Raw genomic sequence first — 20910 nt, forward strand, 5'->3', positions numbered from 1 at the left:
TCTGTGCTTTAACAAGTTAATCCGCCGTCTATTGCCATTGTCTGTCCGGTCATAAAGGACGATTCAGGAGAAAGCAGGAAACGAACGAGTCCGGTCATATCGTCTGTTTCACCTAAACGTCCCATCGGCGTCCTTCTGATAATCTGCGATTTTTGTTTTTCCGGCATATTTTTCGTCATATCGGTGTCCACAAAACCGGGCGCAAGTGAATTGACACGGATTCCTTTAGACCCGAGCTCCCTGGCCAGGCTTCGCGTCAAGCCGTCAAGAGCCGCTTTGGATGCACTGTAGACTGAAGTGCCTTTAAATCCTCTTGAGCCGATAATGGAGCTTATGTTAACGATTGATCCGGAATTTTGTTTCAGCATGACACGGGAAACGTTCCGGGTCAGCTTGATGACTGAGCCGATATTCAGATTGAGGATGCGGTCAATGTCTTCATCATTGGTCAGGGGCAGCAGCTGATCAAGGTTCAAACCGGCGTTATTGACCAAGCCGTCTATTCTGGAAAACTTGCGGTATACTTGAAGAACAAACTGTTTCATGGCGGCATCATCCGCCGCATCCGCCGCTTCCCAATAAAAGCGGCCGCGGTACTTTTCACTCTCTCTCAATGTGTTAATAAAATCAGATTCACTGCGGCTGAAAGCGGCTACTATGTAATCCTCATCCAAAAGCGTCTGTACAATCGCTTTTCCGAGCCCCCGGCTTCCTCCGCTGACGACCGCTACTTTTCCGTTATTCATATTTGCCTCCTGTTTTACACGTTTCTTATTTTTTTAAATCGGTCATTAGACAGTTTCCGATCTGTAACAGAGATGATCTGCGGTATCTGATATGGCTGCAGCTTTTGTTTGCAATGAGCTACGGCCCGCTTTCTGAAAGATTTGATATCTTCCTCTTTTTCAAGCACGGCCTCCGCCGCAACAATCTCGCCCGTAATCGGATTTTTTCTGCCCGTTATGAGAACATCCCGGACATTCGGTATCTCCAGAAAGACGCTTTCCACCTCTGCCGGAAACACTTTCTCTCCGCCCACATTAATGATTTCACTCTTTCTTCCAAGGATTCTTATATATTCGCCGTCTGTTTCCACCTGGTCACCGGTGTCATACCAGCCGTCTTCATCGAAAGGTGACGGTGCGTTTAAATAGCCGAGCATCGCGGACTCAGAACGGACCCAAAGCGTGCCTCCGGTAATTTTGGTCTCTGTTCCGGCACCGCCCACTTTCATCCAAGTAGATTGGCTGTCTTTTGATTTCGTTGAGAATATACCCAGTTCAGTTAATCCGTATGTTTGTTTCAGCCGTACATCCGGAAACAGCCGGTGAATGCCGCGCAGCGTTGATTGGGGCATCGGTTCTGTGCCGTAAGTGATCAGCCGGAGTGAAGAGAGGTTATAGCCGGCATCCGCCTTGGACATCAGCAGCATGTTTAAAAAGGTCGGGGTGGCGGGGAGCACTTGGACAGCATGCTTGTCGACCGCCTGATAAACGGACTCCGGCGTTCTGCTGTCTGATGTGACGATGGTTCCCCCGTTAAACAGAATCGCAAACAGCGTATTAATGCCGCCGATATGATCCAATTTCAGAAAAATGAGCGTACGCAGCGGTTTTCTCTTCGCCGTTTTATATTTTTCAAGCAGCCGGCCGGCGCTTAACACGGATGCTTTGCTTTTGCCGGAAGTTCCCGATGTGAAAATAATAATGCCTGACTCCTCTCTCTCGCGCAGGTCATCAAGCAGAGGGTGAGAGGCGCTTTCAGAACCTGCACGAAGCGTCCAGCTGTCATTTTCATTTATTTCAATGATTTGATTCACTTTCGCGTCTTCAAACATATCGAGATGCTTTTCCCTTGATTCATTGCTGAGAGGGACAACGATATTTCGGTTTAACAAAAGCGCCATCAGCAAAAAAATGGCGTTCGGGGAATAATCCCCGATAAGCGCCACACATTCTCCTTCACGTATTCCGTTTTGTTCAAGTTCTTTCTGAAAAAAGCTGATTCGTGTCAGCAAATCATCATACGTAAAAGTCTGCCCTTTAAAAATGAGAAACTCACTGTCTTGCGTTTCCCTAAGCTTATCAGTCACCCAGCTGATATCTCCCCCGCTTTCTGTTTTCATGATTGAGCACTGTCCATATATTTTTGATAAATATCACAAATGCTGCCGACGGTTGTAATGCTTGAAATTGTTTCTCCTTGGGAAAAAGGATCTACTCCGGTTTCCATCTCCATCTGTGCGACTAATTGAGCGATATCCAGTGATGAGAAGCCCAGATCCTCTATGACTCTCACATCATCTCCCGCTTCGACGGCCCGATATGACTGCTGTTCTTGAATGTCCTGAATGATTTGAGCGATGATCTGCTTCATTTCCTTGGTTTGTTCCATTTGCTTTCAGCTCCATTCTTCATTTTATAGACTTCTGATGACCCGCTTATAATCCGGAATATGATCTTGTGAAGAGGTCGGCACCGCCAGCAGCTTGTCCACCTTGGAAATGGCCAGCAATGTATGATTTCTTTTCATATAGACTTCAATCTGATAGCTGATTTTCGCCACTGAGATCATACCGAGGGACTCACCGTGAAAGTCGGGATCGCATTCTTCAATGTGTCCCGTCATATAAATATCAAGCTCTTCATCTGCAAAACAATTTCCGTAATAATACGTCTCTCTTTCAAGCAAAAATAAATGCCGCGCGATTGAAACCGGAAAACCCGGCTTCGACCGGCGCGTCATCCATTCAAATTCCGCCGCATCCATTATCTTGCTGAATTTCGCAAACACCATGGCATGCCCGGGCGCAGCATCCTGATCAACAGGAACCCGATATGAAACGGGGTCTGCTGTTTTGAGATTGCCCGGCTTCATACCGAAGGCGTCCGTTCTGATTTTCTTTGACCGCATCAGGGCGTAAGGCGGCTTGGCTAGCTTAGAAAGTTCCGCAATGCATTCAGCCTTAGGCGCTGAGACTTTGCGCGTCGAACCTTCTGTTTGTGTGACGTCGACGACAATTAAACTATTGGCTTTCATAGAAGGAAACCGTCCCCGGTCCCACTCGCTTTTATCAGAGCTGACCGCTCCTTTCGGCCCGAACAAATAATCAGATTCTAATATGGTTTCTCCAAACCGGGAGATATCGACTCCGACGGAAACCTCGTCCCATAATCGGTACTGATCAAGAGGCTGATCTGAAGGAACTTTGAGATGTGTCATAAAATAAGCCGGATACAAAATCAGCCCTTGGTGATCGGCCATCTGATCAGGCCGGAATCCCGTTCCGTCCGTTAAATGGTGACTGTGTGCGTTGCCGAATAACAGCAGCAGCGCGTACTCATTCAAATTCCCTAACCCGACATGGCTCATCGTTAATTCATGATTTTCAATCAGCATGGTCTGTCCTCCGCAGAAAAAATGTAATGGCTGGTCATACTCAGCCTGTAATCGATACCAGCCTTTGCGCAAGAAGGCCGGCTGTTTCTTCCATGAGCTGTTTGCCGATCAGATCGACATGCCTGTTTCTCCAATTTTCAAGCGGGGTTCCTTTCACCCATTGATTAAACGCGCCGAGCGCAGGACCGCAATGAATTTGGTAATCTATTTTACTTTCACTTTTTCCTTCCAGAGCGAGCCTTGTCGTATGAGAAAAATACCATTTAAATACCATCGCCATTTTGTGTTTCGGATTCTGTTCGGCTTTGGCGATCTGCTCAGGAGATTTATCACGTTTCAACTGCTCATACACTTCTTCAAAACTGCGCTGGAAATACTTTTCTTCAATTAATGTTTTCGTTTTTTCATCTATTTCATCTAAAGAATTGTATTGTCTGTACAAGTCAAAGAGTTTATTGGCTCTTGCCGGGAAAAACAGGCCTTTTTTCAGCACCTGCACCCTTGCTCCCGCTTCAAACATATCTCCCGCAGGAGCGTATGACGTATCCTGCACGTTCGCTTCCTGAAGCAGATCTTTCACTGAATCACTTGTCCCGGCTTCGACCGTGCATTGATTAATAGAACCGGTTCCGATAAATTCGGCGCCGAGCAGAAACGCGGCAGCAGCCGCTTCCGGAGTGCCGATGCCGCCCGCTGCGCCGATTCTTACTTTTTTCGCATAACCGTGCTTCTCCATCATGCGGTCTCTGAGTCTGATCATGGCAGGCATTAATGTATACGGAATCCCTTGGTCGGTATGCCCTCCTGAATCCGCTTCAACGCAAATGTCATCAGCCATCGGAATTTCTTTTGCAAGCGCCGCTTCCCCGGCTGTCAGCCGATTGTCAGACACAAGTCTTTCCAGCACATGAGCCGGAGCCGGATTCAGAAAGGCCTCAGCGACTTCAGGCCGGGATACTTTCGCGATGATTTTGTTTTGAACTGACACCGACCCGTCATGATTCCTGGTTAATCCCTTTGCCCTGTATATAACAAGAGCGGGGGTTATGCCCATAAATGCCGATGCTTCAATAAGATGAATGCCGTTTTTCAAATATAAATCTATCATTCTGACTTCCTTGTCAGGTGACATCATATGATGAAGAAGATTCATTCCGAATGTTTCCCCTTGCCGCAGTGCAGACCGGATGGTGCCGATGGCCTGTCCGATCCGTTCGATACTCAATCCGCCCGTTCCGAAAAAGCCCAGCATTCCCGCTTTTGCCGCTTTAATGACCATCTGTTCCGAAGCAATTCCCCTGTACATGGAGCCCGTCATGTAAGCATATTGGATGTTATAATCTTTTTTAAAATCTTCGTTCCCTAATCTCATTCCCGCCGTTTTTTGCGGATCAGCTGCCGATGCTTTAACATCAGCAGTATCAGACTCTTCTTTCGGCATAGGTAATGGGACGGCATCTTTTTTAATCTGACGCGTCAGTTTTGTCAGCACTTCCCCGGGCCCGACTTCTGCAATTTCATTATTTTCAAGTCCCATCAGACGGCGTATCGTGTCCGTCCACTTTACCTGATTGGTCATTTGCAAAGTCAGATTTGTTTTGATTTCATCATTCTTATAAGGTGCGGCATGAAGATTTGAGATCACCGGAAAACGAAGAGGCAAAAACACCGTTTCTTCTAAATAATCCGCGAACTCTTTTTCAGCATCTTTCATATAGCGGGAATGGAAGGCGCCGCTCACATTTAAAGGAAGGTACATTCTCACGCCGGCTTTTTCAAAGACGGGGCCCGCTTTTTCAATGTCTTGTTTCGTTCCGGCGATCACAATTTGCGAAGGTGAATTGTGGTTAGCGATATCAATGCCGGTCAGATGATAATCGGATAGAACCTCTTTTACTTGTTCAGCGGTAAACCCCAAAACCGCCGCCATGCCTCCGGGAGCTGCCTTGCTCATGAGCTCCCCTCTTTTTTTCACAAGCTGCAAACCGGTCTCAAAATCAAAGCAGCCGGCCGCAAATAACGCATTATATTCTCCTAAACTGTGCCCTGCGGCGTAATCAGGCTCTCTGCCGGACTCTTTCATTTTCTTTAAATAACTGAGTGCACTCACCGTATATAACGCCGGCTGGGTAAATTGCGTTTTCCCCAGCTGGTGATTCGGATCCTCCAGACACAATTCTTCTATAGAGTAGCCTAATATGTCATCAGCCTGACGTGTCAGATCTTGAAATTCATCAAACAGTCCGGCTCCCATTCCTTTAAATTGAGAACCCTGCCCCGGGAACACAAACGTAAGCATCTTATCCTCATCCTTTCCGCATCGCCAATTTTGTACATCACATGTGGTTCTCCATACAAAAACGTCTCTTATTTCATATATTGACTGGTGTAAACACCGGCATAAAAATAAAAACACAAACGCGTTTGCGATTCAGCACAGGTTTAAAAATCGCAAACGCATTGTGTTTTCCTTTTCTAACATAATTTATATAAAGACATCTTGCTTGTTTACTGAATGTTTCGCATGACAAGCTGCAGTGCCAATATGCCCGAAAACAGCCATGACGGCACACTTCTCCCTTATCATGTATATGTAGATATATACACTACAATCATTTTTATAATCCCTATTTCCTCTTCAACGTGCCGAAACAGCGATTGAAATTTAATAGGTGCTTTACATCAATTTAATAAATTTAACAAATAGTTGCTATTTAAAGAGAATAATATCAATTTATAGATAATAATGTCAAGGAATTATTTCATTATTTTCTGACATTTATTTCACAGTTTTATGTTCGGTGGACAGTCGGCATAATTGTTTCGGGATAAATGTCAGATAATTCCCTGAACCCTTTTCATGTCAAAGAAAATTCATCGCCTCTCTGTCAATTGGGTCTATACTTATTTTTCATTTTCATATATTATGTAAAAAAAAGACGAATTAGAAAAATTTTTAATCATTTTAAATACTATCCATTAAATACTTTCTTTGTATAATAATTTCTTATTATTCTAAGGAGGACCCAGTCATGAAATGGTACGCACTTTTTGTAGAGTCCGGAAAAGAAGAAACAGTTCAAAAATTTCTGCGTCTGCAGTTTGATGAGCAGGCTCTCTACTCAATCATACCCAAGAAAAAAGTCACAGAACGAAAAGCCGGAATCAAATACGAGGCACTCAAAAAGATGTTTCCGGGATATGTGCTGTTTAAAACGAAGATGACAGAGCGGACATTTCATAAAATCAAAGAACTCCCCATTTCATGCAGAATCGTGAATAACGGCGCATATTATTCCAAAGAGCGTAAAACCTATTTCACGACAATTAAGGATGAAGAAATCCTCCCTATCATTAGGCTGATCGGAGAAGGAGACACTGTAGATTATTCAAAAGTCTATATTGAAAATTCAAAAGTAACCGTTGCCTCAGGGCCTCTTAAAGGAATGGAAGGCATTATTAAAAAGATCGATAAAAGAAAAAGACGCGCCAAAATCTGCCTGTCTTTTATGGGACTGGACAAAATGGTCAACGTCGGAATTGAGGTGCTCTCCAAACCCTAGCATTTCAAAAAAAGCATCAACAGCATATGCCGTTGATGCCCTTTTTATATACAAACGAAAGCCCGACACCGAAATAACCCCGCTCACCACCGTCACGGTCAAACTTTTTAGCATAGTTGACCTGAAGCCGGGCTGCGCCCATGAGGCAAAATCACATTTAGGGGAAGATACATTTTAATCAAGAGCGGTGAATTGACGGTTGAGCTTCATGACGAAAAGCATGTGCTGACTTCGGGCGATGCCGCACAGTTATTTTAATTCCTCGGATGAACCGGTGACATATTTTATGCTGTTCTACTATGCTGAACCGGCTTAAACGGTCCATCAGGCTTCTTCAGACAGAAGCCTGACGGACCGCAACCCATTCTTGTATGCATTGAATCAGTTTCTGGACAGAAGGTGTCTGCGTCTCCTTTGCATGAGCTGTCAAAATGCCGAGCTGCCTGGAGACATACCGGTCGAACCGTTTGATGAGCACATCACAATCATTCACCAAAAGCTGCGGCAAGATGCTGATCCCCAGATTGTTCCGCACCATTGCAATAATCGCTTCATCCCCTCTGATTTGATAAGCGACCCGCGGCGTAATCTTTTCTTCCTTCAGCACTTTCAGCACATCAAAATGTGTCTCCGGATAAGGCACGATACATTTGACGGACTCCATGACATGTAACGGAACCGTTTCACATTGCGCCAATTCATGCTGCGGGCTCATCACCGCTACAATCTGATCCTCGGCCAACGGGTAAAAATGCCACCTCTCGCTGTGGGATGTGCCGATCGCCGCATCAATCCGGTCATCTTTCAGCCATTCTTCCAGTTCAGTAGAATTTCCTTCAAACAAATGCACCTTAATGGAAGGATACAGCTCATTAAATTCCCTCAAAATTTTCGGCAGCCATTTTACCGCCACGCTCGTAACAGTGCCGAGCCGGACTTCCCCTCTTTCTAACCCATTAATATTATCAACGGTTTCAGACAGTTTTTCATAGTTTTTTTGAATTTCCTTCATAATATGTAACACTTTCAAGCCATTTGCGGTGGGCCTCACTCCATGCCGCTGTCTGATCAAAAGCGGAAAACCGTACTCTTCCTCTAATTTACTGATCATTTGGCTGATGTTCGGCTGTGTGTAATTCAATATGGCAGCGGCTTGGGTCAGGCTGCCGCTTTCAACCGTTTTAATAAAGGCTAAATGCTTCTTTAAATCCAACCGGCTTCATCTCCCAGATATCATTCTTTATTATCCAATGCATTAGTTATATTTAGTTTACTTATACATCAATCAAAAATAAAATGGCAATGTCTCCATCATTATACTTGATAACAAACAGAAGGTGAGCGTTTCAGCATGGGTTTTCTCATTCAATTTTTTATCGGCGGCACCGTTATGGTGGCCGCCGCGTATTTAAGCAAATCGAAATACTTATTCTTATCAGGCGTTATTACATTGCTGCCGATCATGACGTTACTGAATATTCACTTGCAGCTGAAAAATATGAGCCCCGACGATTTCAGAGCCGCTCAAAAAAACGGAATATTCGGTGCCTTCGGCGCAGTGATCTTCATCAGCAGTATTTTCATCCTGACAAACTGGTTCAAAGGAGGCCAGGCAGTCATCGGTGCGTTTCTCATCTATATTTGCTATATGATCGGCTGTAAATGCCTGTTATGAAGATACGGCCACGCTGTGTATAAAAAAATGCCCGTCCAGAACAATAAGAACGATGTGTTCAGTTGTGAGCAGTTTATATGACTGAATGATCATGAGTTGTTATAATCAATGTCTAAAAACATTCCGGGAGGCGAAATAAATGGCCAGAAAATTATTCACACCATGGACCGTTAAAGATGTAACGATCAAAAACCGTATTGTTATGGCACCGATGTGCATGTATTCCTCACATGAGAAGGACGGAAAACTGCAGCCTTTTCATATGGCGCACTACATATCGCGTGCAATCGGACAGGTCGGCCTGATTATCGTGGAAGCGACAGCCGTTAATCCTCAAGGGCGCATTTCCGATCAGGATTTGGGCATTTGGAGCGATGATCATATCGAAGGTTTTGCCAAACTGACGGAACAAGTGAAAGCGCAAGGATCTAAAATCGGCATTCAGCTTGCGCACGCCGGACGTAAAGCTGAGCTTGAGGGAGACATTTACGCTCCGTCAGCCATTCCGTTCGATGAGCAGTCCAAAACACCGGCTGAAATGACGACAGAACAAATTAAAGAAACCATTCAGGAATTCAAACAGGCAGCGGCGCGCGCGAAAGAAGCCGGCTTTGATATTATTGAACTTCATGCGGCACACGGCTACTTAATGCACGAATTTTTGTCCCCTCTGTCCAATCACCGTACAGACGAATACGGAGGCTCACATGAAAATCGCTACCGCTTCTTAGGCGAGACCATTGAAGCCGTCAAGGAAGTCTGGGACGGCCCGTTATTTGTCCGTATTTCTGCATCGGATTATACAGACAAAGGGCTGGACATTGCGGATCATATCGGTTTTGCGAAGTGGATGAAAGAACAGGGAGTCGACCTCATTGATTGCAGCTCAGGCGCACTCGTTCAAGCTGATATTAATGTCTTCCCAGGCTACCAAGTGAGCTTCGCAGAGAAAATCCGTGAACAGGCCGAAATCGCAACAGGCGCCGTCGGTTTGATAACGACGGGAACAATGGCGGAAGAAATTCTGCAAAACAACCGCGCTGACCTTATTTTTGTCGCGAGAGAACTTCTGCGCGATCCGCACTTTGCAAGGAGTGCAGCGAAGCAGCTGAATACTGAAATACCGTCACCGGTTCAATACGACAGAGCATGGTGATGAAATGGCAGCCGGAGTTTTTCGATCCGGCTGTCTCTTTTTTTATTTTTTGAGAAACGATTGCCGAAGCTTCTCCGTCTTCCCTATAGAACCAATTAGAGGGGATGACTCCAATGAAAGCAGCATGGATGGAAAGGACATATCTGATTGACGGGTGTCCGTTTTATACGAAACACCGTAAAGGCGCCGGCGAAGTGACGATCGTCTTTGAAGCCGGCTACGGCACTTCTTCTGAAACATGGACATCATTACTCGCTGACATAGATGAAGAATTTGGGGTTTTCACATATGACAGAGCCGGAATCGGCAAAAGCGGACAAAGCCGAAACAAGAGAACGGCGGACCACATGGTACAGGAATTAAACGCTCTTCTTCTGAAGGCCGGCGTCAAGCCTCCTTATCTTGTCGTCTCGCATTCATACGGCGCGATTATCAGCAGACTTTGGGCGAGCCGGAACCGCCGTGATATTCTCGGGATGGTGATGCTTGATCCGGTTTCTGAGGATCAGGAGACGAAAGTGCTTCCGCTTCTTCCCGAAGAAATGAAAGCCGCCTATTTGAAACAGTTCATATTGGAAGGATCACACGCGGAATTTTTGACGAGCCTTCGTCAGATCAAGCATCAGCAGATTCATTTCGGCGATATGCCGCTGTTGATTTTATCATCGGGAGAGCGGGATGAGCGCTTAAAGCACGCTCATGAACAATGGGTGAAACTGCACAGAAGCATGCTTGATGTCTCTTATCAAAGCGGATGGATTCAGGCCAAAAACAGTTCTCATGCCATTCACCACGATGAACCGCACATCGTCCACCTTGCCATTTATGATGTTTGGTGCGCGGTGCGCCAGCAAATGAATGCTCCTGCCTATCAGGCGGTAAACTGATAAAACAAAAGCCATTGTGCAACGGCACAATGGCTTTTGTTATCGTGATCTATTTTGTCTCACGATGCAACGTATACTTTTTCAACCGGGGGGAATACTTTTTCATTTCTAACCGGTCCGGATTCGTCCGTTTGTTCTTCGTCGTAATATAATTTCTGTCCCCTGTCTCTGTACAGGCCAATGTAACATTCACACGCATCATTTTCACCTCTTTAAATCGTAATTATTACGTTTTATTATATCTCACCAGAAAAAAATGTCAAGCATCCATTTTTTAAGACCGCTCCACAGTGACCTCCATGAAGTCAAATGCGATCTTACTGTTTTCAAATACCGCTTTCGCCTCATGTTCGAGACGCTCTATCGGCGATTCACCCTGATACCTTGCGCTGATATGAGTTAAGATCAGCTGTTTGGCGCCTGCTTTTTTTGCCGTTTGCGCAGCCTGTTCTGTCGTCGCGTGATAATAATTATGTGCGAGCTTTGCATCTTCCTTGGCAAATGTCGCTTCATGAACAAGCACATCCGCATTGCTCGCCAGCTCCGTTACCCGCTCTGATGCCCTCGTATCCCCGGAAAAAGCGACGATTCTTCCTTTTTTCGGGGGTTCCAAAAAATCCCGCCCGTTAATGATTCTGCCATCGTCAAGTGTGACCGTTTCGCCTTTTTTGATTTTCTGATAGACGGGTCCGGGCGATATATTCATTTCTTTCAATCTGCCGGCCTGCAATGCGCCGGGAATATCCTTTTCCTGAACCCGGTAGCCGAACGCTTCCACGCCGTGAATGACGGATGCTGCGGTAACAATGAATTGCTCATCTTCAAAAACCGTCCCCTCTTCGATTTCAAGTACGGTAAGAGGATACGTCAGATGAGTCGCCGTCACGTTCAGGCTTGTTTCGATAAAGGCTTTAATGCCTTTTGGCCCGTAAATCGTCAGCTCTTCTTCACCGCCCTGAAATGAACGGCTCCCCAACAGACCCGGAAGACCGTAAACATGGTCGCCGTGAAGGTGGGTGATGAAAATCTTCTCAATTTTCCTCGGTTTGATTGTTGTATGTAATATCTGATGCTGAGTGGCTTCTCCGCAATCAAACAGCCATACGGAACGCCTTTCTTCAAGAAGCTTCAGCGCGACGGACGTTACGTTTCTCGTCTTTGCCGGCATGCCGGCCCCCGTCCCTAAAAATAATAATTCCACAATGCTTCCTCCTAGATCTTTGTACTACTAAGGATACAGGATCAAGCTGAAAATGTGAATTCACCCGGGCCTTCTCCGGCCTGATTAATTTTTTTCCGCAAACCGCAAAAAACAGGCTGAAATGTTTGCTTTCAACGAATTTTAGATTTAAAATGAAGGAAATATGCGGGGTTTTAAACCATGCTTCAGATAAAGTGAGGTACTCTAAGTGAAAACAAACGACAAACCAAAAGCAGTAATTGTAATATTTGGTGCCACAGGGGATTTGGCAAAACGAAAACTTTACCCATCCATTCACCGTTTATATAAAAATGGTCAAATTGGTGAAGAGTTTGCAGTTGTAGGTGTTGGAAGAAGACCTTGGTCAAACGAGGACCTCCGGGAAACCGTTAAAACGTCTGTTTCTTCTGCCGGGCAAAAAGACATAGACGATTTCACATCTCATTTTTATTACCATCCGTTTGATGTAACGAATCCGGGTTCCTATCAGGAGCTGAATGTCCTGCTTGATCAGCTTGAACATACATATGAAATCCCGAACAACAGAATGTTTTACTTGGCGATGGCTCCTGAGTTTTTCGGCACTATCGCAAAATCACTTAAAAACGAAGGTGTCACAGCGACAAATGGCTGGTCCCGTCTCGTCATTGAAAAACCGTTCGGCCATGACCTGCCGAGTGCGAAAGAGCTTAACAAAGAAATACGCGAAGCTTTCACGGAAGATCAAATTTACCGGATCGACCATTACTTAGGCAAACAAATGGTTCAAAATATCGAAGTCATCCGGTTTGCGAATGCGCTGTTTGAGCCGCTGTGGAATAACCGCTACATCTCAAACATCCAGATTACGTCAAGTGAGGATCTCGGCGTTGAGGATCGTGCAAGATATTATGAGAAATCAGGCGCACTCCGTGATATGGTTCAAAACCATATTTTACAAATGGTCGCTCTCTTGGCGATGGAACCGCCGATTAAACTGAACACGGAAGAAATCCGCAGCGAAAAAGTGAAGGTGCTGAGGGCTCTCCGCCCTGTCGCCCCAAACGAAGTGAGCGACTACTTCGTCCGCGGACAATACCAAGCGGGAACGATTGACGGAAACTCCGTACCAAGCTATACAGATGAGCATAATGTAGCACCGGATTCCAATACGGAAACATTCGTGTCCGGAAAGCTGTTGATCGATAACTTCCGCTGGGCCGGCGTTCCGTTTTATATCCGCACAGGGAAACGGATGAAAGAAAAATCAACGAAAATCGTCGTTCAATTTAAAGACATTCCGATGAACCTTTATTACGGCAATGAAACGAATGTAAATCCGAACCTGCTTGTCATCCATATTCAGCCGGATGAAGGCATTACACTATATCTGAATGCTAAAAAATTAGGCGGAGCCGCTCATGCTCAGCCGATTAAGCTGGATTACTGCAGCAACTGCAGTGACGAAATGAACACACCGGAAGCCTATGAAAAATTAATCCATGACTGTCTGCTCGGTGATGCGACAAACTTTGCCCATTGGGACGAAGTGGCGCTTTCATGGAATTTCGTCGATGTGATTTCCGAAACGTGGGCAGCCGACAAAACCCTTTCTCCGAATTATGAAGCCGGGTCAATGGGACCGAAAGCTTCAGACGATCTTCTTGAAAAAGACGGTCTCCACTGGTGGAATATATAAGAAAACATCAAAAACCGCGGCGCCGTTCATGACGGTCCGCGGTTTTTAATATCAGAAAAGCCCCCGCAATAACTGCGGGGGCTTCTTCATTACTTCATCCATTCAGTATGGAAAATGCCTTCTTTATCTGTGCGTTCATACGTATGCGCGCCGAAGTAATCACGCTGCGCTTGAATCAAGTTTGCAGGAAGCACTGCCGTACGGTAGCTGTCGTAATACGCAAGTGCGCTTGAGAACGAAGGTACCGGCACGCCTTGGGCTACGGCAAGTGAAATCACTTGGCGAAGGGCGCCTTGGTAGCTTTCTGCAATGTTTTTGAAGTAGCTGTCTAACAGCAGGTTGTCAAGCTCCGGTTCACGGTCATATGCGTCTTTGATCTTTTGCAGGAACGCCGCGCGGATGATACAGCCGCCGCGGAAGATCATCGCGATTTCACCGTATTTCAGATCCCAGTTATACTCTTCAGACGCGGCTTTCATTTGGGCGAAGCCTTGTGCGTAAGAACAGATTTTACTCATGAAGAGCGCTTTTCTGACCGCTTCAATCAGCTCTTCTTTATTTTCAGTGACCGGCTTAACGTCTGGTCCGGACAGAAGGCTGCTTGCTTTCACACGCTCTTCTTTCATTGCGGAAATGAAACGCGCAAAAACAGATTCAGTGATAATCGGAAGCGGCACGCCTAAGTCAAGAGCGCTTTGGCTTGTCCATTTACCCGTTCCTTTTTGGCCTGCTTTATCAAGGATCACGTCAACAAGCGGTTTGCCCGTTTCTTCATCTTTTTTAGTGAAAATGTCAGCCGTGATTTCGATCAGATAGCTGTCAAGCTCTCCTTTGTTCCACTCAGCGAATACTTCGTGAAGCTCTTCGGCAGACAATCCGAGCACCTGTTTCAAAATGAAATATGACTCAGAGATCAGCTGCATGTCACCGTATTCGATACCGTTGTGCACCATTTTTACATAGTGCCCCGCTCCGTCCGGGCCGATGTATGTCGTACAAGCTTCTCCGTCCACTTTAGCAGAAATGGCTTCTAGAATCGGCTTCACGAGTTCGTGCGCTTCCTTTTGGCCGCCCGGCATAATAGAAGGCCCTTTCAGCGCTCCCTCTTCACCGCCTGATACACCCGTTCCGATAAAGTGAATGCCGCTTTCGGCAAGCTCTTTGTTCCGGCGCTGTGTATCTTTATAGTATGTATTTCCGCCGTCAATCAAAATATCGTCTTTTTCCAGATGAGGAAGAAGAGATTGAATCGTCGCATCCGTTGCAGTTCCCGCTTTAACCATTAATAAAATTTTACGGGGTGTTTCAAGAGACTGGACAAACTCCTCAATGCTGTATGTACCGACAACATTTTTGCCTTTTGCCTCTTCTAAAAACTCTTCCGTTTTGCTGCTTGATCTGTTGTATACAGACACAGAAAATCCCCGGCTTTCGATGTTAAGAGCCAGATTTTTACCCATTACCGCAAGACCGATAACTCCGATTTGTTGTTTTGACATATTCTAACGTCCCTTCTTCAAACGTTTAACCATTTTAAAATTTAAATTAAAATAAAATGATATTTATACTAAAGAAATTATCATACATAACCCCTTTTTTCAAGTTATTCACCTTTTCTTTTCATCCTGAAAAAAGTCTCTGTTAAAGCTCGTTCCCCTTGTTTTGCTTTCTTCTTTTTTTATAACGGCGCCTTTTCTGATCAGGTTTTGGCCGTACTTTTCATTCAGCTCGTTCATCATCTGAAAAATCGGCTCATCCTTTGCGTCCTCCTTGAATGAAAACAGATCAAGCTGTTTATACGCCTGCTGTTTTTCAACCAGTTCCGTTCCGGTGATGCCGAGAAGCCTTACCGGATTTTGGTTCCAGTGCTTGTCAAACAGTTCCATCGCCGCTTCCATGATGTCTTTTTTCTGATCAGCCGGATTGCTGAGGGTCATGCTTCTTGTGACCGTTTTCCAATCCGCATACCGAATCATGATGAACAGCCTGCAGGCCATGACCTCCTTACGCTGGAGCCGTTCGCTCACAGACAGCGCGAGCCGGTCAAACACGCCCGTTAATTCATCCCAGTCAGCCGAATCATGCGACAGGGTGGATGAGTTGCCGACGCTTTTAAATTCATATATCCGCTCGGGATTGACTTCTGCAGGATGAATGCCGTTCGCTTTATCCTTCAGCCTCGGGCCGTTTATGCCGAGAAGCGTTTTCAGCGCATGTTCATCTCCTTTTGCCAAATCACCGATCGTTTTGATGCCGAGCGTTTTTATTTTTTCCGCAGTTTTCGTTCCTATACCGTGCATCTCTTCAATCGGAAGAGGCCATAAGACGTCCGGCAGCTCTCTTTTTCTTAAAATGGTGATGCCGAGCGGTTTTTTCATGTCAGACGCCATTTTGGCGAGAAATTTATTCGGGGCGATGCCGATGCTTGACGGAAGCAAAAGCTCTTTTTGCAGTCTCGCCTGAATGTCTTCGGCTGTCTCATACGCCCTGTGTCTGTGCGGTGTGTCCGTAATATCCATGTATCCTTCATCAATAGAAACAGGCTCGACTAAATCCGTATACTCCCTCAGAATGCTGAACATTTCTTTTGACGAACTCCGATAGCGGTCAAAATTCGGAGGCACGACGATGAGTTCCGGACAGAGGCGTTTTGCCCGCCACACCGGCATGGTGGTCTTTACGCCCCGCGCTCTCGCTTCATAGCTGCAGGTGACGATGATTCCTTTCCGTTCCTTCACGTTTCCGGCAACGGCGATAGGTTTTCCTCTTAAAGACGGATCATACGCCATTTCTACGGAGGCATAAAAACTGTTCATATCGATATGAAATATTATTCTCCCTTTTCCGGCCACTCCCGGCGCCTCCTTTCCTTTCATAGACAACCTTATATATATGTAGTAAAATAAGAGCTGAATGGATGTGATAAAATGATTCTTGAGTCAATGAATGACTTTTTATTTTTAGTCGATTTTTTCACAATTATTCTTCCCGCTCTGACCGCGATCGGCATCGCTTTTCTTTTGCGTGAGCGCCGCGCAGGCGAGCATTGGAGAACGAAACGAATAGATGAACATCAAGCAGTCGTTCAGCTGAACCGAACAGACTTTCTTATTATTATATATCATCGCATTACAACTTGGATACGTAAAGTCATCCGCATGAATTCACCGGCGAATGATGATGAAGATGTCAGCTTCCTCCTTTTATAACGGCAAGTGAAGATAAAAAGGAGGAGACATAATTGTCTAAAACATATCAAAAATGGATCGCATTCGGATTGTTTTTTATCGTACTGTGCACAGGCCGCTCGGCTTTTGCGGCGACATCTCAGACTCAGACGGGAGGCCTCGGGAATATCGGGTTTTTCCACGATTACCTGATCGAGCCGTTTTCGGCACTTTTAAAAGGTGTGGCGGGCCTGTTCCACGGTGAGTACGGACTGTCGATTATTCTGGTGACGATTATCGTCCGGATCGTTGTATTGCCTTTGTTTGTGAACCAATTTAAGAAACAGCGGGTGTTCCAGGAAAAAATGGCTGTGATCAAACCGCAGGTCGACAGCATTCAGGCTAAAATGAAACAAACGAAAGATGCGGAGAAACAAAAAGAACTGCAAATGGAAATGATGAAGCTTTACCGTGAGCACAATCTGAATCCGATGGCAATGGGATGTCTTCCGATGCTGGTGCAATTCCCGATTTTGATCGGTTTTTATTACGCCATCCGCTCAACGCCGGAAATCGCTTCACACTCATTTCTGTGGTTCAGCTTAGGGCATTCTGATATTCTTGTATCACTGTGCGCGGGGGCCATGTATTTCTTACAGGCTTATATTTCCCAAAAATTAAACGAGAAATATTCACCGGCTGCTCAAAATCCGGCCGCGATGCAGTCAGCAAAAATCATGGTCTTTATTTTCCCTGTCATGATGACCATTTTTTCACTTAACGTACCGGCTGCGCTGCCGCTTTACTGGTTTACAAGCGGACTGTTTTTGACAGTGCAGAATGTACTTTTACAGCAGACGCATCATAAAAAGAAACAAGCTGCGGCTCAGGCGGAGCCCGCCAAATCATAATACTGAAACCCTGCCGGAACCTATCCGGCAGGGTTTTTTCTTGTATCTGCAAGGCTTTAAACCAATTATCATGAAGAATGAAAAAAGCACCCAAACAACTGGGTGCTTCGTTTTTAGTTGGCCGCTGTTTCGATAATGGCAACGACCATTTCCGCCGTTTTGACGAGCTCTTCAATCGGCATTTTTTCATTTTTCGTATGGATTTGTTCATAGCCTACTGACAGGTTGACTGTCGGAATGCCGTGGCCGGCAATGACGTTTGCGTCACTTCCGCCGCCGCTTGTCTGAAGTTCGCTCGGCCGGCCGATTTTTGCCGCCGCTTTTTTCGCGACTTCCACAACCTGATCGCCGTCCTGATATTTGAAACCCGGATACATGACCGCGATGTCCACTTCCGCGCGGCCTCCCATCTCAGCTGCAGCAGATTCGAAAGCTTCTTTCATTTTCTGCACTTGCGCTTCCATTTTTTCAGGCACTAATGAACGCGCTTCAGCCAGAATATCAACCTGATCGCAGACGATATTGGTTTGCGTGCCGCCTTCGAAACGTCCGATATTAGCCGTTGTTTCTTTATCAATACGGCCGAGCGGCATTTTAGAGATTGCTTTTGATGCGATTGTAATCGCGGAGATGCCTTTTTCCGGTTCTACCCCCGCATGAGCCGTTTTCCCGAAAATGGTTGCTCTCACTTTCGCTTGTGTCGGTGCGGCTACAATAATGTTGCCGACTTTTCCGTCTGAATCAAGCGCAAAACCGTATTTCGCGGTAATGTCTGAACGATCCATTGCTTTTGCCCCGACTAATCCCGATTCTTCTCCGGCCGTGATAATGAATTCAATGGTGCCGTGCTCGATGTTTTGTTCTTTCAGCACTTTAATGGCTTCAAACATTGCGGCAAGTCCCGTCTTATCATCAGCGCCGAGAATCGTCGTGCCGTCGGATTTTACATAGCCGTCTTCCACAATCGGCTTAACGCCTTTGCCCGGGACAACCGTGTCCATGTGCGATGTGAAATAAATCGTATCCGCATCTTTTGTGCCCTTTAACGTACAGATTAAGTTGCCGGCTCCATGCCCCGTCACTTCTTTTGTATCATCTTCTTTTACGCTCAATCCTAAATCAGTGAATTTTTGTTTGAGCACCTTGCTGATTTCCGCTTCATGTTTTGTCTCTGAATCAATTTGAACGAGTTCAAGAAATTCTTCAAGCAGACGTTTTTCGTTTACCATTTTCAGTTCCCTCCGTTTAAAGCGGTATATTACCGTGCTTTTTTTTCGGTCTTTCCTCTTCCTTATGCGCAAGCATGTCAAATGCCTGAATCAATTTTTTCCTCGAGTCTTCCGGCCGGATGATATCATCCACCATTCCGCAGGCCGCTGCTTTATACGGACCGGCGTTTTCCTTTTCGTATATGGCTTTTTTTTCGCGCTTCGTTTTCTCCGGGTCGTCAGAAGCCTGTATGTCTCTGCTGTATAAAATCGACGCCGCGCCTTCCGCTCCCATCACGGCGATTTCCGCATTGGGCCAGGCGAATACAAGATCTGCCCCGAGCCCTTTCGAATTCATGGCGACATAGGCGCCTCCGTAAGCTTTTCTGATGATGAGCGTCACTTTCGGCACCGTCGCTTCGGCAAAAGCATACAGCAATTTTGCTCCGTGACGGATGATTCCCGCATGTTCCTGCTGAAAGCCCGGAAGAAATCCCGGAACATCAGCGATCGTCAATAGCGGAATATGAAACGCGTCGCAAAAACGGATGAATCTCGACGCTTTGTCAGCGGCATCAATCGTGAGGCTCCCCGCCAAGTGTTTCGGCTGGTTTGCGACAACACCGACTGTACGCCGTCCGAGTTTCAGAAAACCGACAGCAATGTTTTTGCCAAAATACGGCTGAATGTCAAAAAACGTTCCGTCATCCGCCAGCTCTTTTATTACCTGTAACACATCGTAAGGTTTCGAACTGTCCGCGGGAACGAGGGTGTTTAATAACGGTCTGGCGTCTTCCTTTTTAACGGGCAATGCCGTCTGTCCGCCGTGCGGGAGATAAGAAAGCAGGGTTTTCACAGCGGAAAGAGCCTCTTTTTCCGTTCGTGCGGAATAGTGGGCATTTCCGCTTATCACATTATGTATTCCCGCACCGCCTAAACTTTCCGCGTCAATCTGTTCACCCGTCACCTGTTCAATGACTTTCGGGCCTGTAATAAACATGTGCGACGTATGCTCCGCCATAATCACAAAATCCGTCAAAGCGGGTGAATAAACAGCACCGCCGGCACACGGCCCAAGGATGACAGAAATTTGCGGAATCACTCCCGAGTAAAGGACGTTGCGCCTAAAGATATGACCGTATCCATTTAATGATACCACACCCTCTTGAATTCTCGCACCACCTGAGTCGTTCAGCCCGATGATCGGAGTTTTATTTTTCGCCGCCAGATCCATTACCGCCGCGATTTTTTCCGCATGTGTCTCGCCGAGCGTCCCGCCGAGTACGGTAAAGTCATGGGCAAACAAATACACGGGCCGTCCGTCAATTGTGCCGTATCCGGTAACAACGCCGTCTCCCGGAGCATTCTGGCATCCGGGCATGCGGCTTTTGGCAAACGGCTGCAGCTCTGAAAAACTGTCTTCGTCCAATAAATAGTCAATTCTTTCTCTTGCCGTCAGCTTGCCTTTTTTGTGCTGTTTTTCATTTTTTTCCGCTCCGCCGCCGTTTGTTAAAAAGGAACGTCTTTCATTTAAGTGTCTGATATGATCACTCATGCTCATCTTGAGTTTCTCCTTTTTCAATTGTTTCACAAAGCTCAATCAGGACCCCGTTCGCCTCTTTTGGAGAGAGAAATGTGATCTTCTTCCCGCCCGCTCCGTTTTGCGGTTCATGATGGATCAAAGTCATGCGGCATGCTTCAAGCTCCTTGATCGTTTCCTTCATATCGGCGCAGCGGAATGCCAAATGATGCAGCCCTTCGCCTCTTTTCTGTAAAAAAGAGCTGACGGGAGACGCGTCCGACAGCGGCTCAATCAGCTCAAGCTTTGTGCCTCCCGCTTCTAAAAAAGCAACTCTCACATTTTGGCCGCTTACCAGCTCGTCTCCCATATACGTAAGCCCGAGCATCCGTTCGTAAAATCCTCTCGCAGCTTCAATAGAGCTGACGGCAATGCCGACATGATCAAGTTTTTTCATAGCGCGGCCACCTGCTTTCCGCCATAGGATATGGCTTGTTCATACAAGCAAAACACGTTAAAATGATAGACAGTAATCTTAAGGAGTGA

20 protein-coding genes are annotated in these 20910 nt (G+C 46.1%); 7 read left to right on the forward strand and 13 right to left on the reverse strand.

The annotated features are described in order from the left end of the window. Window positions 1-8 precede the first annotated feature (8 nt). Genes JNUCC21_RS12630 through fabD form a run of 5 tightly spaced genes read right to left on the reverse strand, consistent with a single transcriptional unit; the run spans window position 9 to window position 5698 of the window. The gene (locus JNUCC21_RS12630; RefSeq protein WP_025284970.1) at window positions 9-746 is read right to left on the reverse strand and encodes an SDR family oxidoreductase; all 738 of its coding nucleotides are present in this window, start codon (window positions 744-746) and stop codon (window positions 9-11) included. A gap of 14 nt (window positions 747-760) precedes the next feature. Further along, window positions 761-2125 (reverse strand): long-chain fatty acid--CoA ligase, encoded by a 1365-nt coding sequence (locus tag JNUCC21_RS12635; RefSeq protein WP_122504119.1) that lies wholly within the window; start codon window positions 2123-2125, stop codon window positions 761-763. Beyond that, window positions 2122-2394: an acyl carrier protein gene (locus JNUCC21_RS12640; RefSeq protein ID WP_003153264.1), complete on the reverse strand. Its 273-nt coding sequence runs from the start codon at window positions 2392-2394 to the stop codon at window positions 2122-2124. Before JNUCC21_RS12640 ends, JNUCC21_RS12635 begins: the two co-directional genes overlap by 4 nt. Window positions 2395-2418: 24 nt before the next feature. Next, window positions 2419-3399 (reverse strand): LnmK family bifunctional acyltransferase/decarboxylase, encoded by a 981-nt coding sequence (locus JNUCC21_RS12645; RefSeq protein ID WP_015240163.1) that lies wholly within the window; start codon window positions 3397-3399, stop codon window positions 2419-2421. Window positions 3400-3439: 40 nt separating this feature from the next. After that, complete coding sequence (gene fabD / locus JNUCC21_RS12650; protein ID WP_032866379.1) at window positions 3440-5698, reverse strand: ACP S-malonyltransferase; 2259 nt, start codon at window positions 5696-5698, stop codon at window positions 3440-3442. A 733-nt stretch (window positions 5699-6431) separates the two neighbouring features. Here fabD and loaP point away from each other — a divergent pair. Continuing rightward, window positions 6432-6962, forward strand: coding sequence for an antiterminator LoaP (gene loaP / locus JNUCC21_RS12655; protein WP_007408401.1), 531 nt, complete (start codon window positions 6432-6434; stop codon window positions 6960-6962). Window positions 6963-7296: 334 nt separating this feature from the next. Here loaP and JNUCC21_RS12660 read toward each other — a convergent pair whose 3' ends face one another. Next, the gene (locus JNUCC21_RS12660) at window positions 7297-8175 is read right to left on the reverse strand and encodes a LysR family transcriptional regulator (protein WP_032866381.1); all 879 of its coding nucleotides are present in this window, start codon (window positions 8173-8175) and stop codon (window positions 7297-7299) included. A 138-nt stretch (window positions 8176-8313) separates the two neighbouring features. Between JNUCC21_RS12660 and JNUCC21_RS12665 the strand changes: the two genes are divergently transcribed. From JNUCC21_RS12665 to JNUCC21_RS12675, 3 genes are all read left to right on the forward strand, one after another. Further along, on the forward strand, window positions 8314-8637 hold the full coding sequence (locus tag JNUCC21_RS12665) for a GlpM family protein (RefSeq protein ID WP_369878197.1): 324 nt from the start codon (window positions 8314-8316) through the stop codon (window positions 8635-8637). A 139-nt stretch (window positions 8638-8776) separates the two neighbouring features. Beyond that, on the forward strand, window positions 8777-9793 hold the full coding sequence (namA, locus tag JNUCC21_RS12670) for an NADPH dehydrogenase NamA (RefSeq protein WP_003153250.1): 1017 nt from the start codon (window positions 8777-8779) through the stop codon (window positions 9791-9793). A gap of 113 nt (window positions 9794-9906) precedes the next feature. After that, entirely contained in the window at window positions 9907-10680 is a 774-nt protein-coding gene (locus tag JNUCC21_RS12675) for an alpha/beta fold hydrolase (protein ID WP_012117933.1), read from the forward strand. A gap of 49 nt (window positions 10681-10729) precedes the next feature. On the opposite strand, the gene rpmG is transcribed toward JNUCC21_RS12675, so the two are convergent. Together rpmG and rnz are read right to left on the reverse strand one after the other, a co-directional pair. Then, a complete protein-coding gene (gene rpmG / locus JNUCC21_RS12680) occupies window positions 10730-10879 on the reverse strand; it encodes a 50S ribosomal protein L33 (RefSeq protein WP_003153246.1) in 150 nt (49 codons plus the stop codon). 75 nt (window positions 10880-10954) lie between these two features. Continuing rightward, window positions 10955-11881: a ribonuclease Z gene (gene rnz / locus JNUCC21_RS12685; RefSeq protein WP_369878198.1), complete on the reverse strand. Its 927-nt coding sequence runs from the start codon at window positions 11879-11881 to the stop codon at window positions 10955-10957. A 208-nt stretch (window positions 11882-12089) separates the two neighbouring features. Between rnz and zwf the strand changes: the two genes are divergently transcribed. Further along, complete coding sequence (zwf, locus tag JNUCC21_RS12690) at window positions 12090-13559, forward strand: glucose-6-phosphate dehydrogenase (protein ID WP_020956056.1); 1470 nt, start codon at window positions 12090-12092, stop codon at window positions 13557-13559. Window positions 13560-13648: 89 nt separating this feature from the next. Here zwf and gndA read toward each other — a convergent pair whose 3' ends face one another. Then, a complete protein-coding gene (gene gndA, locus JNUCC21_RS12695; RefSeq protein ID WP_007408395.1) occupies window positions 13649-15058 on the reverse strand; it encodes an NADP-dependent phosphogluconate dehydrogenase in 1410 nt (469 codons plus the stop codon). A gap of 108 nt (window positions 15059-15166) precedes the next feature. After that, window positions 15167-16411 (reverse strand): DNA polymerase IV, encoded by a 1245-nt coding sequence (locus JNUCC21_RS12700; protein ID WP_029973901.1) that lies wholly within the window; start codon window positions 16409-16411, stop codon window positions 15167-15169. Between the two features lie 75 nt (window positions 16412-16486). Here JNUCC21_RS12700 and JNUCC21_RS12705 point away from each other — a divergent pair, with 75 nt between their 5' ends. Then, window positions 16487-16768 carry a hypothetical protein gene (locus tag JNUCC21_RS12705; RefSeq protein WP_003153239.1) on the forward strand — a complete coding sequence of 94 codons (282 nt, stop codon included), beginning with the start codon at window positions 16487-16489 and terminating at the stop codon, window positions 16766-16768. 32 nt (window positions 16769-16800) lie between these two features. Beyond that, a complete protein-coding gene (locus tag JNUCC21_RS12710) occupies window positions 16801-17637 on the forward strand; it encodes a membrane protein insertase YidC (RefSeq protein WP_020956057.1) in 837 nt (278 codons plus the stop codon). A 113-nt stretch (window positions 17638-17750) separates the two neighbouring features. Here the strand turns inward: JNUCC21_RS12710 and JNUCC21_RS12715 are convergent, their stop codons facing one another. The 3 genes from JNUCC21_RS12715 to mce are packed head-to-tail and all read right to left on the reverse strand — an operon-like array spanning window position 17751 to window position 20821. After that, on the reverse strand, window positions 17751-18866 hold the full coding sequence (locus tag JNUCC21_RS12715; RefSeq protein WP_003153237.1) for a tripeptidase T: 1116 nt from the start codon (window positions 18864-18866) through the stop codon (window positions 17751-17753). Window positions 18867-18882: 16 nt separating this feature from the next. Next, window positions 18883-20406: an acyl-CoA carboxylase subunit beta gene (locus JNUCC21_RS12720; protein ID WP_369878199.1), complete on the reverse strand. Its 1524-nt coding sequence runs from the start codon at window positions 20404-20406 to the stop codon at window positions 18883-18885. Further along, entirely contained in the window at window positions 20393-20821 is a 429-nt protein-coding gene (mce, locus tag JNUCC21_RS12725; RefSeq protein WP_369878200.1) for a methylmalonyl-CoA epimerase, read from the reverse strand. The genes JNUCC21_RS12720 and mce overlap by 14 nt, the downstream gene beginning before the upstream one ends. Between the last annotated feature and the right edge of the window lie 89 nt (window positions 20822-20910).

Source organism: Bacillus sp. JNUCC-21, assembly GCF_041222765.1.
GTDB lineage: Bacteria > Bacillota > Bacilli > Bacillales > Bacillaceae > Bacillus > Bacillus velezensis.